Annotated in this window: 9 protein-coding genes; 2 read left to right on the forward strand and 7 right to left on the reverse strand. The window is 51.5% G+C overall.

Features of this window, described 5'->3' with window-relative positions; all coding sequences use genetic code 11:
* Nucleotides 1-42 precede the first annotated feature (42 nt).
* The 3 genes from ACSPJT_RS03210 to ACSPJT_RS03220 all read right to left on the reverse strand — a co-directional run bounded on the left by ACSPJT_RS03210 (nt 43) and on the right by ACSPJT_RS03220 (nt 5,967).
* The gene (locus ACSPJT_RS03210; protein WP_435894929.1) at nt 43-3,186 is read right to left on the reverse strand and encodes a PVC-type heme-binding CxxCH protein; all 3,144 of its coding nucleotides are present in this window, start codon (nt 3,184-3,186) and stop codon (nt 43-45) included.
* A 98-nt stretch (nt 3,187-3,284) separates the two neighbouring features.
* Nucleotides 3,285-5,201: a M48 family metallopeptidase gene (locus ACSPJT_RS03215; RefSeq protein ID WP_435894930.1), complete on the reverse strand. Its 1,917-nt coding sequence runs from the start codon at nt 5,199-5,201 to the stop codon at nt 3,285-3,287.
* Between the two features lie 172 nt (nt 5,202-5,373).
* A complete protein-coding gene (locus ACSPJT_RS03220; RefSeq protein ID WP_435894931.1) occupies nt 5,374-5,967 on the reverse strand; it encodes a LemA family protein in 594 nt (197 codons plus the stop codon).
* Nucleotides 5,968-6,078: 111 nt separating this feature from the next.
* On the opposite strand from ACSPJT_RS03220, the gene arsS reads away from it, so the two are divergent.
* Nucleotides 6,079-7,047, forward strand: coding sequence for an arsenosugar biosynthesis radical SAM (seleno)protein ArsS (gene arsS, locus ACSPJT_RS03225; RefSeq protein WP_435894932.1), 969 nt, complete (start codon nt 6,079-6,081; stop codon nt 7,045-7,047).
* A 38-nt stretch (nt 7,048-7,085) separates the two neighbouring features.
* Here arsS and ACSPJT_RS03230 read toward each other — a convergent pair whose 3' ends face one another.
* From ACSPJT_RS03230 to ACSPJT_RS03245, 4 genes are read right to left on the reverse strand one after another with little or no spacing between them, the layout of a single operon-like run.
* Nucleotides 7,086-10,310, reverse strand: a complete 3,225-nt coding sequence (locus tag ACSPJT_RS03230) for an efflux RND transporter permease subunit (protein ID WP_435894933.1) — start codon at nt 10,308-10,310, stop codon at nt 7,086-7,088.
* Nucleotides 10,311-10,315: 5 nt separating this feature from the next.
* Nucleotides 10,316-11,521, reverse strand: a complete 1,206-nt coding sequence (locus ACSPJT_RS03235; protein ID WP_435894934.1) for an efflux RND transporter periplasmic adaptor subunit — start codon at nt 11,519-11,521, stop codon at nt 10,316-10,318.
* Between the two features lie 15 nt (nt 11,522-11,536).
* On the reverse strand, nt 11,537-12,964 hold the full coding sequence (locus tag ACSPJT_RS03240; protein ID WP_435894935.1) for an efflux transporter outer membrane subunit: 1,428 nt from the start codon (nt 12,962-12,964) through the stop codon (nt 11,537-11,539).
* Complete coding sequence (locus tag ACSPJT_RS03245) at nt 12,961-13,605, reverse strand: TetR/AcrR family transcriptional regulator (protein ID WP_435894936.1); 645 nt, start codon at nt 13,603-13,605, stop codon at nt 12,961-12,963. Before ACSPJT_RS03245 ends, ACSPJT_RS03240 begins: the two co-directional genes overlap by 4 nt.
* Before the next feature lie 133 nt (nt 13,606-13,738).
* On the opposite strand from ACSPJT_RS03245, the gene proC reads away from it, so the two are divergent.
* A complete protein-coding gene (proC, locus tag ACSPJT_RS03250; RefSeq protein WP_435894937.1) occupies nt 13,739-14,545 on the forward strand; it encodes a pyrroline-5-carboxylate reductase in 807 nt (268 codons plus the stop codon).
* Nucleotides 14,546-14,598 lie beyond the last annotated feature (53 nt).

Genomic DNA, 14,598 nt, shown 5'->3' on the forward strand with positions numbered 1-14,598 from the left:
CCAAGAAGGCTTTGAGGCACGCTAAACAAAATCCGTCCTCTCTTACTTCAGTGTTTTGATGTAAGCGAGAAGGTCTGCCATCAGTTGATCCGGGAGTTCGCCAAAAGTTCTCGGCATGAACGATCGGCCATTAACGCTGCCCTGAGCGAGCAAGGCGGATTTGGCAATGAATGTTTCCTGCCCACCAATAGTGGCAACCACGATACCGTTGTCATCGCTTTTTGCCAGATAGCCTTCCACAGCCAGCCCGTCTTTTCTAACAGCGTAGTAGAGACCGAAGGCTGACTCCATGGCTTCGTCTGGATTCACGATCGCAGTCAAGAGGTGACCGGTATCACGTGCCGCTGAGCCATCGAGTGGCGGGGCAATGGCTTGCCCTTGGCCACCCACGGCATGGCATGCCAAACAGGATGCGAAAAACCCTTGGCCTACTGCAGGATTCCCTTTGAGCTTTGGCACAGCCTCTTCATAATGCTTCACCTTTGCACTCAGTTTTTTTCTCTCTGCAACCTCCTGTTTTTGTAATTGTCCATAAATCGCTCTGGCAACTTTGTTTTTCTTCAGGAGTTGTTGCGCTCTAGCAGCTGATGGGAAGTCCCAGTGGCTGGCATTGATCTGCTTGCCAGACCAAAGAGCAATCAGCACCGCGTTACCTTGGCGGCTGAAACTAAGTCGTCTCACCAGCTGTGACTTCTGATCGTCCTTCAGCGTTCGCACGATCTTGCCGACCAGCCCTCTTGCAGACTTGGCGTCAGTGATGCATAGGGCTGCGATCGCATGCAGTCTAACATCAAAGCCATAACTTTGATCCGCTGCGATGGCTTGATAGAGAGCCGAGTGGTTTCCTTTGCTATGAATGACCGCCTCAATTGCCTGCTGGTGCAGACTGGCTTTATCTTTTGACCCGAGAATCTTGGTAATCGCCCCCAAGTGCTGGGGCGCGCGCAAGTCGTTGACCAAGCTGAGAGCCTGACTTTGTTTTTGAGTGTCACCGGAGTTGAACAGTTCTGCGATTTCCTTTTGGTAAAATTGCGACACGGCAGGACCATCAATCATTGACTTGTTGGCAACGGCCATTGGCAGCAACTCTTCAGATCTTTGCTCAAATGTTTTTTGAACCGCGGCTAACACCTTGGGATTACTGAGCATCTTAGTCACCGCGATGAAGGTGTTTTTATCAATCTCTCCCTTCGTAGCTTGATCCCATACTTTGACAAACACCTCAACTCTCTGCTCGGGCGGAAGGGCTTGGATAGCCCACAGCACATTTCCTGCAGGCTGCTTCTTGGCAGCTGGGGTCGCCAAATACTTGCTGAGTTCAGCTGGATAGTTCTCGAGAGCTTTGCGGGCTAGGAATCTTTCGAAATTGCGCTCGTATGATCCGCCGAATTCGTTGCCTGCGACTGAAGATTTACAGGCCCTGACGAGTAGATCGATCGTGTTGTCATCGGCTTTGCCTATTTCCTCGAGTGTTCGGATGCTCTGGGAGCGAACCATGGCATTCTCGGACTCAATGTGGTCGCCAATGAGTTCAGCCACCTTGGCAGGAGCCAGGCTTGAATTCGAGAGCGTGCGGATCGTCTCCCTAACAATGTTACCATTCTTGTCAGCAAGGAGCGGCTTCAGGACAGACTCGTCATACTGCTTCAATCCTTCGAGACTCCAGATGGCGAGAATTCTGACGCTTTCATCAATGGATGTATCGAGGGCCATTTTTTTCAACTCCGGAGCAAGATCGGCAGCCTGACGATCGACAATTTGCTGCCACGCCGCCCGCTTTTCCCAAAGTGTTCTGCCATTGAGGTGTTTGATCAGATCTTTGTTGGCTGCCTTGGCGATGTTAGGGATTTCAAATGTCTTCTGGTCCTTGTGGCGGATTCTCCAGATACGGCCATGAGTGCGGTCCCTGTCCGGGTGATCGGTGCTGATCTCATTATGCGAAACCACTTTGTTATACCAATCTGCGATATAGAGGCAGCCGTCCGGTCCGAACTCGATGTTCACGGGGCGGAACCAGTCATCTTCGCACTTGAGAAAATCAGGCAGCAGCTCGGCCTTGATTTCGCCGGAGGGTAAGCGCTCGATTCTAACGGAGCTGATGGCATTGGTGATAGGGTTCGCTAGGAAAGCGACATTTTTCCACTCGCTGGGAAACCCATATTCACCATCTTCAGAAAATGCCAATCCTGAGATCCCGGTGCCGCCAACACGAAACTTGTGCACCCCGTCTATCAAAGGCTGGTAACTACGGATCGAATCACCGCCGATACCACTGATACCAGTTTGCTCTTCAGTCGGCAGCACTGAAAGTCCGTTGTCGTTAGCGGAGGTAGAATACCATTGTCCATTCGAGCGCACTTGGTAGCCCCAGACGTTGTCTCTTGCCGTTCCAATGATCTCAAGCTTGCTGCCATCGATCTTGGCACGAAGGTTTTTCGCGTAGGTTACCTCTAACTCCTGTCCGGTTTTAAGAACTTTGACCTTACCGGAGTTCAATGCCCCGTGGGTGAAATAGAGCCAGCCACCCGGCCCTCTAACTATGGAGTGAGCCATCGTATGGGTATCGAAAAATCCGAAACCACTCATGATGGTCTCTACTTTGTCTTGTTTGCCATCGTTATTGGCATCCTCCATGAAGAAAAATTCAGAACCGTGAGCCACGAAGCAGCCATTCTTGTAGGGGTAGATGCTCTGGGGAATTGAAAGTCCGTCTGCCCATACGTGCAGAGGTCCTTTGCTACGTTTCGTTGGGTCATCAACGATCAGAATTTGATCTCTGCCTTTCTTTTCCAGTTTGTAGAGCTGTTGTATCTCAGCCACTCTGGGGTATTTCTTGGCCAAATTCGGATCTTTCATCATCTGAAGAGCCTGACCAAATCTGATACCAGTCACTGGATCGAGAGGATACATCCGTGCCGTTTGTGTCCAGAGACGACCAGCATCGTCAAAGGTAAGGTCGATGGGATTGATGAGTCCGTTCTCTTCAGAGGCAACCAACTCAATGACAAAACCTTCGGGCAGTTTGAACTTCTTGAGCTGCTCCTCGACTGAATATGCCGTTTTACGCTCAGAAAGCATTTTTTTCTGAGCAAGCGCCGCAGGACTTGATGCGATTGTGAGGGTAAGTCCGAGAATTAAAACGTTTTTGGGAGCAATCATCTTAAGGGAAGTATTGGTGCGCTTCATATACGGAGCAACCAAATTCATACCTCCAAAATACACATGAACATTCGCAAAACACACATCCCAGCATGTAGATGACAAAATCGCTTTAACACGATTTATCAGCTATTTTTGACAAATGGGGGCACGGAACAGCCGATCGCGTCTGCCGTTGCACGTAGCAGCTCAGCCTCGCGGCTTTCGATGCTCCCGTCATGCATCACCGCCATTCCGAGCATCCGTAGCAGTTGTTTTTTCACCAGGGGCGTGGCGGCATCGAATTTCTCCAAAGCCTGCTCAACGTTCTTCAATCCACATTCCGAAGGCGGAAGCATTGTCATTGTAGCACCGGATTCTTCCAAAGCGGATCGATACGCACTTTCCATCTGATCTTCGCCACCTAGTGCTGCCATCGTGGTAAGTAGAACGTTGGACTCCGTTTCCAATTGTTCGATGCGCCGGTAGCGGATCTTATCATGGCCGGTGCGGCGGAAGTGAGAGTCCAGATGACGCTGCACAATGTGCTGTAACATGAACTCAAAAAGGTCCACTTGCCCGTCACTGGCGATCAGCCACTGGGTGATTTCGACAAAACGTTCGTATTCGGGAAGACTGAGGCGGCGGAGAGTTGGGATTGCGAGATCGACAAGGGCGATTTTCACCGATGAGTGTAAATCGGTCAGCTTGTGGTTCCATTCCACGGATAATTCTCCGGCGTCGTGACCGGCGCCTTTTTGAACAAAGAGAACCTCCTCTTCGCGCAATTGATTGTCCTCGGCTAACAAGAGACCAAAAATAAGCGCTTGGGCTTCCTCTCGGTCATGGCATGCGTGAATCCACTCAGCATCCAGACCGGCATGCAGATGGCGACCTACCGCGGCATCAATGCGCGAAGGCTCGCCTAACTGGTTCATTTCACTACGTGCTACACGTGTCTGACCAGGCAGCGGCGGGGGCGTGGAGGTGTCTCCGGAAAAACCACTGAGTCGGGCATCACGTTGGGCGGCCCTGCCAAGAGCAACATCGGGTAGCTGGGTGCTGATGAATTTACCATCCCAGCTTTTCTCCAAGGCTTTGATCCGCCGGTCCAGTGGCGGGTGGGTCGCTAGTCCGTAACTGAACATGCCGCCGTCGGCAAAAAAGAGATGGCTGGCCTCAGCTGCTTTGGCGGCATTGATTTTAGATCCATACTCTTGCCCGCCGATTTTCATCAAGGCTCCGGCGATACCGTTAGTGTCACGAGTGAACTGCACGGCTGAAGCATCGGCCAGATATTCTCGTTGACGCGAAATGGCGGCCTGAATGAGTCGACCAAAAAAAACTCCGATGCTGCCGACGATCATTAAGCCGACCCCAGCTAACAGAATTGCAATGACAACACCTCCCCCCCCCTTGTTATCACGTGAGGAGCTGCGCACGTTCATAAATCTTAAGGCGTGAAACAAGGTCCGACCGATCATCGAAATCATCAGGATTCCGAAAAGCAAACCCATCAGCCGCATGTTAAGCCGCATGTCACCATTAAGAATATGGCTAAATTCATGAGCCACGACCCCTTGCAGTTCATCGCGTGTTAGACGCTGTAAACAACCTCGGGTTACAGCAACCACAGCATTTCCAGGTTCGGTTCCGGCGGCAAAGGCATTGATGCCGAGCTCCTCATCCATGATCCAAATTTCAGGGACCGGAACACCTGAGGCGATAGCCATTTCCTCGACCACATTGACAAGTCGGCGTTCATCCGTATCGGTCGTGTGTGCATCGACCTGCCGTGCTCCCATATCACGAGCGACCACAGAGCCGCCGCCGTTGAGCTGCATTGATTTGAATAAACTCCCTGTGCCCATCACTCCACCGGTAATCACAGCGGTGACCAGAAAGACACTGGGCATGAATGGGCTACCAGTGCCAAGATAAGTCATCGCGATCGCTACCACGCCGTAGACGGAGATGATCACTCCGATCACTGCGAGGATGAAGTAGACCACCAGCCACTTGGTACGGCGGCGGGCATCGTCCTGAGCTTGGAAGAAGTTCATTGTTTATTTTCTAACCACGAATCTGACAAATAATACGAATCTTTGCTGGGGTTGAGCGTTCAATTTTGATCACTAAAACGTGCTGTTTCAGCAAAAGGTTGTGTTGCTAGTTCATTTTGAACCAAAGAGTAGACTGAATTGGCAGAAGTCATTCCTGACTACCCATTTCTGACTAGAACTCAACTTTGACTGACTCGCGTTCGCTTTCCTCAGCGACCTCGAACAACGTAGCTTGGCGGAAGTTGAACATTCCGGCGATCATGCTGGCAGGAAAGACTTCGGTGCTGGTGTTATATTCGGTGACAGCGTCGTTGTAAGCTTGGCGTGAGAACGCGACTTTGTTTTCGGTCGATGTCAGCTCTTCGCTGAGCTGCATCATGTTGGCGTTGCTCTTCAGATCCGGGTAAGCTTCGGAAAGGGCAAAAAGACGACCCAAGGCATTACCAAGTCCCCCTTCGGCGGTCATCAACGCTCCCATGGAAGCTGCATCTTCAGTGCTGGCATCCTTTCGGGCGGAGCTGGCCATGTTCCGAGCTTCGATCACGGCCTCCAGCGTTTCACGCTCGTGTTTCATGTAACCTTTGGCGGTTTCCACCAAGTTAGGGATCAAATCGTGACGGCGTTTCAGCTGTACGTCGATTTGGGAAAATGCGTTGCGGTATCTGTTACGTAGCTTGACCAGACCGTTGTAGGTTCCCATCACCCAAAAGGCGGCGATAAGAGCGACTCCGACGAGGACAGCTAGGATGATTAATAGGGTGGTCATGGCTTATGATGTTTATTGGAATAATCCATCGAGTGGATGCTCGTATAGTATGAGAATATTGTTTCTTTGCCATTACAAAACTATCAGATATTTATCATAAGCATACGCCACATGTCCGAATCATTCCAACAAGCCATCGCCCGCTCCAACAAGCCTCTCACCCGCTCGAAACCTGAGATCCTGCAACTCAATACTGGGAAACTCTGCAACCTTACCTGCGTCCACTGCCATGTGAATGCCGGACCGGGGCGCAAGGAAATCATGACCGATGAAACCATCGATCACATCATTGAGTGGTTTGCAAAGACCGATATTCCCACCCTTGACCTTACTGGTGGCACCCCTGAGATGGTTCCTGGCTTTAAACACTTAGTCGATACCGTGCGTGCATTCCCTCAGCCTCGTGAGGTCATGACCCGCCTAAACGCCACCATCATCAATGAGCCGGGCTACGAGTGGATCCCCGAATACCATGCGAGTCACAAGATCACCATCATTGCGTCGATGCCGTGTTACTCCCACGAAAACGTGAATGAACAGCGGGGCGACGGTGTTTTCGACTCATCAATCTCCGCATTTCAAAAACTCAACGAGCTGGGATATGGTCGGGATCCGGAACTTCCGATGCACTTTGTCTACAACCCGAACGGAGCCTTCCTGCCTCCGGAACAGGAGGCGCTGAAGAGGGATTACAAACGGGAGATGAAAGCGCATTTCGATATCGACTTCAATGATCTCTACGCGATCACTAACATGCCCATCGCCCGATTTGCCTCGTATTTAAAACGGAACAAAAAGCTGGATGAATACATGCAAACTCTGCGTGACGCATTCAACCCGTCCACCATCGACGGACTCATGTGCCGGAACACGATCAATGCATCATGGACGGGAGAAGTTTTCGACTGTGACTTCAACCAGATGCTGAAGATGGGCCTCAAGAACGGCGCAACTCAAGAACCGCTCATGGTATGGGACATCAATCCTGAAACATTCGGTGAGATCCCCATTAAAATAGGCAACCACTGCTTCGGCTGCACTGCCGGGCATGGCTCTTCTTGTGGTGGCAGCTTGGAGTAGACTGGTTTTTCTTCAGCTCCCCCCTAACCAAGATCCGCTTATGCCGGAGGAGCCTCAGAACCCTCAGATTTTCTCCCCACCAACTTCTTGATATCCTCTAACATCATGTAGACGGAGGGCACTAGCAGTAGCGTGATGAAAGTGGCAAAGAGGATACCGAATCCTAGCGAAACTGCCATAGGGATCAGGAACCGGGCTTGCATATCAGTCTCTACCAGCATTGGCATCAGACCAGCGAAGGTCGTCAGAGACGTCAACAGGATAGGTCTGAAACGTGCCGCCCCCGCATTGTGGACAGCATCGATAATCGTGCCTCCGTCTTTTCGATGACGGTTCACATATTCGACCAGGACTAGGCTATCGTTCACCACCACACCAGAGAGTGCGATAAGTCCGCACATCGACATGATGCTGAGATCCATACCCATGATGATGTGCCCTATCACAGCACCCACAATGCCGAACGGTATGACAGTCATCACAATGATGGGCTGGATGTAGGATTTTAATGGGATGGCCATGAGCACATAGATCCCCAACAATGCGAAGATGAACTTGGTACTCATCTCGGTGACACTATCCTTCTGGTCTTTTTGCTCTCCTAGGTAGTCCCACTTGACTCCAGGGAAGTTGACTGAGAGATCATCGAGAACCTCTGAGTTGAATCGGTCGACCACTTCGTTCGCATTGGCACGGGCTCGATCGATATCGGCACTGATCTTGATGGAGCGTTTCCGGTCGACCCGATGGATCGATGCCGGGCCGCGGGCTGGTCGGGCTTTGGCTACGATGCCGAGAGGAACCTCGTCTCCTGAAGCTGTCCTGAGTCGGACGTCTTCTAAATTCTCAACTGATCTCCGCTCACTTTCCGGGTAACGAACCATGACCTTGAGTTCATCGCGACCTCGTTGGATGCGCTGAACTTCTTCACCGTAGAACGACTGCCGGACTTGATTTGAGACGGAGGCCAGATCGAAACCTAGAGCTTTTCCAGCAGGGGTGATTTCATCGAAGACCATCTCGCGTTTACCCTTTCGACTGTTAGTAGCAATGTCCTTCACGCCAGCATAGCCCGCTAATTCGTCCGTGATATGATCAGCGGCTTTTTGCAGCATGGTTAGATCACGTCCTGATATTTCAATATCGATGGCATTACCACCGGCACCGGTTTCCTGCCTGAAGCTAAGCTCGACTACGCCGGCAATGGTTCCGATTTCCTGGCGCCACTCGGTGATGAATTCATCGGCAGAAATTGAACGGTCTGCAGCCGGTGACAGCTGAACTGTGACTTCCCCAATATTGCTGCCCAATGGCACACGCATACCACCAAAGCCTGTCTGGAATGGCTGGGTGCCTGCGGATGCGAGGATATGCACAGAAATAGGATCGCCATTGACGTCCTTGTGTCTATTCCCCACTCGCTGAGCGGCTTGTTCCATTTTCTGGATCTCTGCCTCAGTGGTCTTAAATGCAATCCCTACAGGCATCTCTAACTTCGCAGTGACGACATCACCTTCCACCTTTGGCATGAACTCGAACGGCACCCATTTGCCGGCTACTAGCCCCACGACTAACAGCAACAGAGCAATGAATACAGTCCATACAACGTAGCGGAATCGCAGACATGACATCAACAGTGGCCGATAAATTTTTTCCACGAAAACCTCAAGTGCCTTGGCGATGCGACGTTGAATTTTAAAGATGAAATTAACATCCTGACTATCGCTGTGAGGCTTCAATAATGCGAGGTGTGATGGCAGCACTAGTTTCGACTGCAGCAATGAAAACAGCAGCACTGGGATGACGATCAGCGGAATGTTAGGCCATATTTTACCACTGACACCGCTTAATCCCAACATCGGAGTAAATGCCGCCATGGTGGTCAAGATACCGAAAATCACAACCGTTCCCACTTCGTGAGTCCCCTTCCAACTCGCCTCCCGAGGATGCTCTCCTCCCTGAATTCGGCTGTAGACATTTTCCCCTACTACGATCGCATCATCGACCACAATTCCGAGCACCAGAATGAAGGCAAAGAGAGAGATCATGTTGATCGAAATATCCATTTGCGGCATCATCCAGATTCCTCCAGCGAATGAAACGGGGATACCCAGTGCCACAAGGAAAGCCAGGCTTGGACGCAAGAACAGAGCCAGTACGATAAACACCAGGATCAGACCAGAGGTGCCGTTTCGGATCAAAAGACTCAGGCGTCCATCGAGCAAAATACTGGCGTCATTCCAAAGCTCCAACTCGACTCCCTCGGGTAGATTGGCAGGAGCGACATTTTCGATATAATCACGCACCCCTTGCGCCATCAGCAAAGTATCTTGGTCACCTGTTCGGTAAACGTTGATCAGCACGGTTCGTCTGCCATCGAAACGAGAGCTAATATCCACATCTTCGAAACCATCAACCACCGTTGCAATATCACGCAGCAACAATTGTGATCCATCGGGCTTGGTGGTAACCACCACGTCCTCAAACTCCTTGGCCGTGTAACGCTTCCCTTTCGCCCGAATCACCACTTCCCCTGCGGCCGTCCTAACGGAACCGCTGGGCAGATCGAGTGAGCTGCGCCGAACAGCATCGGCAACTTGCCCAAGAGTCAGTTTGTAGCTGCGGAGAGTCTGCTCAGATACCTCGATTGAGAGCTCGTAGGGTCTGACCGCTGATAGATTCGCCTTGGTGATTTTAGGGACCCCACGAAGCATTCGCATGACGCCATCTTTCGCCCCTGCCCAGTCTTTGGTAGGTGGAGCCGGTTGATAATCTAACAATCCGTCGCGCACTTGCTCACCAATTTCGCGAAGCGTCTTTTCATCGACATCTGCAGACACGGCGACACTCATGACCTGAACATCGAGACGAGCCTCCTCGATCGTCGCTTTCTCGGCTTTTTCGGGGAGATTGGTAATGGCGTCGACTTTGGTTTTGATGTCCGTCATCACCTCGCGGACGTTATATCCGTTTTCCACCTCAACGGTGACAGCCCCCATCGATTCCATCGCGGTGGACGTGACACGCTTCACGCCATCAACATCCGCGATAGCGTCCTCCACAGGCAGAAGAATCCCATCCTCCACTTCCTCTGGAGTTGCATTAGGAAACGGCACCTGAATCAGCACCGCATCGAGTGATATGTTAGGAAACACCTCCTTCTTCAGCTTAAACCAAGTGGTAAACCCTGCCAGCAGTACAAGCAGCATCACAAAGTTGGCCGCGACGTGGTTCTTGCTGAACCAATGGATCATTTTCTCCATGTTACTTAGTCCTTACCTGGCTGCTCTGTTGTCAGCTCCATACCAGGAACTGGGGTTTCCATAGCGCTGGTGATGATTTTCACCCCCGGAGTAATTCCAGATGTAATCAGAACGGTATCTTCCATTGTCCTGGCCACGTCCACAGATACGATTTTCAGTTGGCTATTCTCATCGAGTGTTAACACCGTGTTATCATCCCGCAGAGCGCTGCGAGGCATCTCCACCAAATTTTTCATCATGCGGCCTTTGATCGCGGCATTGACAAAAAGCCCGGGCGGAGGGAGGTCTTCCATGGATTGGTTAGGGCCCGAAGCAATTTCTACCACCAGATAAATCATCATCGTGCTACGGTCCACCTTACCTTCACTGCGGATGATCTTGCCTGTCCACTGGTGTGTTTTTCCGGCTAGATCAGCTTCTACTTTCACTTCCGAGCCGATAAGGCCGTTTCCTTGTTCCGGAAGATAAGCCAAATCGTCTAACGGCACCGGCACGCGAACCTCGCGCACTTGGATGGAATAAATATCTGCCACTGGTGCACCAGGAGAAATGTAAGCGCCAAAATCAATGTAGGATTTATCAATTTTACAAAGGTAGGGTGCCCGGATCTTGGTGCGTTCGAGGTCACGGGTGGCTTTACCCACATCAGCTTCGGCGGCCTTCACACGAGCTCTGGCACTGGCAATCTGAGGCTTGCGAGCAACGAGATCGGGGGCATCGCCCTTACCGAGTTTTCGCCAGTCGCGCATCGATTGCTCCGCTCTTGCCTCCTCCTGCTGAAGCGCGAGTTTGGCATCGGCCAGTGCCGACTGAACACGAGCCTGCGCTGACACATAGTCGGAGTTATCAATTTCTAACATCAGCTCATTTTTCTCAAACGATCCCCCTGCCTTTAGCTTCGGCGAGACCATCGTTACACGTCCCATTACTTCAGACGCAAGCTGGGTAGACATCCGTGCCTCTACCTCTCCCTGAGTTGTCACTTCTAATTGTTTATCGGTAACAACAGCAGTGATGGTATTAACAACAGGGATGACTTTAGGAGGGGCTGTCTTATCGGCCTTCGGCCCAGTCTTCTTCAAGACTGACATCCCTATCACACCTGCGACAAGCACACCTATGGAAATTACGATAATGGTGATGGTCCGCGCCGATCCGGGACACATCCACTGCTTGCGAAGCGACAGCTTGTCGGTTTGATGAAATTGCATGATCAGAAAATCAGTTTAGTTAGACACAGTGAAACCACCTCCAAGTGCAAGGTGAAGATCCACTCTGTTCGTCAATCGCAGCCTCCTTAAAGACGCGTATTGGGATTCGATTTGTATACGTCGGGTCTGGGCGTTGAAGAGGGTCAAGACATCGCCATTGCCATCGCGAAAGTCATCCTCCGAGGCTTTGGCAGCATCCTTTGCCAAAGTCAAAGCCTCTCTCATTTCTGCCTCGCGGCGTTGTAACCAGCGCTCGGTAGCAAGTGATTGCTCAACCTCGCCAAAGGCATTCAACACCGTTTTATGCAGTGTAGCCATTGCTTCACGCTGATTTGATTTACGTACTCGGATCTCACTCTTCACCCGGCCACCGGTCAATAGCGGTTGAGCAATATTGCCGCCTAGAGACCAAACGCCAAAGTCACTGTTGAGAATTTGTCCTAGAGAGTCGGTGGTGGTTCCTGCAGTGCCAGTGATCTTGAAGCTTGGAAATATTGAGAGTTTTGCCTCTTTGATTCGTTTCACCGTTGAAGAATAGCGGCGTTCGGCTGCGATGATGTCGGGTCGACGCAGAAGCAATTCCGAGGGCAAACCAGCAGGCGGGCTGGACATTACGCGTGGCAGTCTTGCTCTACCTGATAATTTTCCAGCCGGGTATCTGCCTACTAACAGCTCAAGCTGTCTCCGGGCATTTTCCAGGTCGCCCTGCTTGGCTGATAGATCAGCCTTGGCGGATGCCACATCGGTTTGAGCTAGGCGCAGCTGTGAGGCTGAGCCGCCCTCCTCTCTCAGAGAACGTTCAAAACGTTCTTGCACGGCAACCTCCGTTTTTTTTCGTATTTCCAACGCTTGCTTTGCGAGAGTCACTTGCTCATTGGCTTCTGCGAGGGCGAACCATGCCTTGGAGACCTGACCTGCCAGTGAGGCACGTGCAGCGCGGTAATCCTGACCACCGGCCTGCCATTCCGCTAGAGCAGCAGATTTACCAGCTCGAGCCATGCCCCAGAGTTCGGGCTCCCAGTCGACCTTCATCTCCACGCCATATGTGTTAGAGAGTTGGGAACCGCCAAAAGGAAACCCAACAAAGATCGTCTTTCTCCGTGTGCCGTTGGCACTAAGGCCGACTTGGGGTCTAGAAGTTGCGTCCGAGATACGAGCGGCTTCTGCTGCGCGAACCACACGCTCTGCAGCGATTTTCATGTCTTGGTTTTGCGAGAGTGCTTCTTTGACGAGTGCGTTCAGGCTACTATCACCAAATCGAGCCACCCAATTCCCATCTACGCCGGCCTTCGCTTGTTTGGTGGCCGACCATGAACTAGGAGCCAAACCGGAAACTTCGCTCATGGAGGACTCTGGAGGTTTTCCAACGCAGGCGAACAAAGCAACCGTCACCAGCCCCAGAGCCGACACACGAGTAATAGTATTTATCTGTTCCACTTTCATGCCGTCTCGCCTTCCACCCTAACAAACCCTGCGTAGCAAAAATCGATCATCCAGGCCAGCTGTGTTTCCATATCCGGATCACCACAGGCTCCATTGGTTAACTGGCGCACGGTATCGGCATGAATCAAAGTCTGCGCCATCACCCCGAAGGAATAGTGTAACCGCCACAAGAGCTGATCCATCGGCATGTCAGGAAGAGCCGCGGTCATTGCAGATGTGTAAGCTTCCATCATTTCCTGGATCAATGGGATGGCCGCCTCGGGCAGATCGCCTTGCTGATCACTCATGCAGCGTCCCATCAGTTTCAAAAACATGCGCTCGTTCATCTCGCTGCGTTTTACCATGGTGATGAAAGGCCGCATGAAAGCATCGAGGATTTCGCGAACCTCGGCGACTCTTCCATTTTTGGTTACCTTTTCTAACAATCGAAGGCGCTCTTCATTCACCGGATTAATGTGACGACATTGCACCGCTTCAAAAAGTTTATCCTTGCTACCGAAATGATAATTGACCGCCGCCACATTGACATCAGCAGACGTTGTAATGTCACGCAGCGATACCGCATCAAAGCCGTGCTCCGCCAGGAGGTGTTCAGTCGCAGTCAGGATCTTTTCCTTGGTTGAAAGCTTTGCTGTCGCCATGAAGCAAATGATTCAATCAATCGCTTTAAATTGCAAGATCATTTCTCAATCAATTGTTTGAATCGATCCTTTGATTTGGGAAAAGACGTTCTCAGCTCTTGCAATATCAGCACACTCCCTCATAGATCGCGGCATGAAGATTGGATTGATTGGATGTGGACGCATGGGGGGAGCCTTAATCGAGGGTGCCATTCAGGCAGGTGTAGTATCGCCTTCTGATGTATTATTGCACAGTCGCAGTAAGGAATCGGCAGAATCACTGGCTAAAAAATGTGGAGCCAAGGTAGCAGAGAGCAATTCGCAGGTCGCCGAAGAGTGTGATTTTGTACTGCTCGGATGCAAACCCTACCAAATCATCGATATTCTCACCGAAATCAGTGACGTTCTTCCTGGAAACACGGCCCTCGTCTCTGTAGCCGCCGGCATCACCCTCGAACGCATGGAAAGTGCCTGCCCAGAGGGAACCAGAGTCATCCGTGCAATGCCAAACACCCCTTCCCTCATCGGAATGGGAGCTACCGGCCTGACCAAGGGAACACATGCGACTAACTCTGATATCTCAGCGGCCAAAGAAATGCTGGAGTCGGTGGGCATGGTTGTAGAAACGACCGAAAGCCAGCTCGATGCAGTGACCGGTCTTTCAGGTAGTGGACCAGCTTACGTTTACACCTTCATCGAAGAATTGGCGGCTCAGGCAGAAAAAGAAGGCCTGAGTGCGGAGGACTCTGTTCGTCTCGCCACTCAAACCGTCCTTGGCGCAGCCAGAATGGTGGAGCAGTCGACGATGACTCCAGCGGAGTTACGCAATCAAGTCACATCCCCCGGAGGAACCACCGTCGCAGGTCTCGAAGCTCTGACCGCAACCGGTTTTGAAACCAGTATCGCTGCAGGTGTTCACGCAGCAGCAGAGCGCTCACGAGAAATTGCTGCAGAATCCTGAAAGGTCCTGATCGACCAGCCGTAACAAGCGTGGGCGATTCCGTTTGCCAAATC

The sequence above is a fragment of the Oceaniferula spumae genome (genome assembly GCF_042849255.1).
GTDB classification, from domain to species: Bacteria; Verrucomicrobiota; Verrucomicrobiia; order Verrucomicrobiales; family Akkermansiaceae; genus Oceaniferula; species Oceaniferula spumae.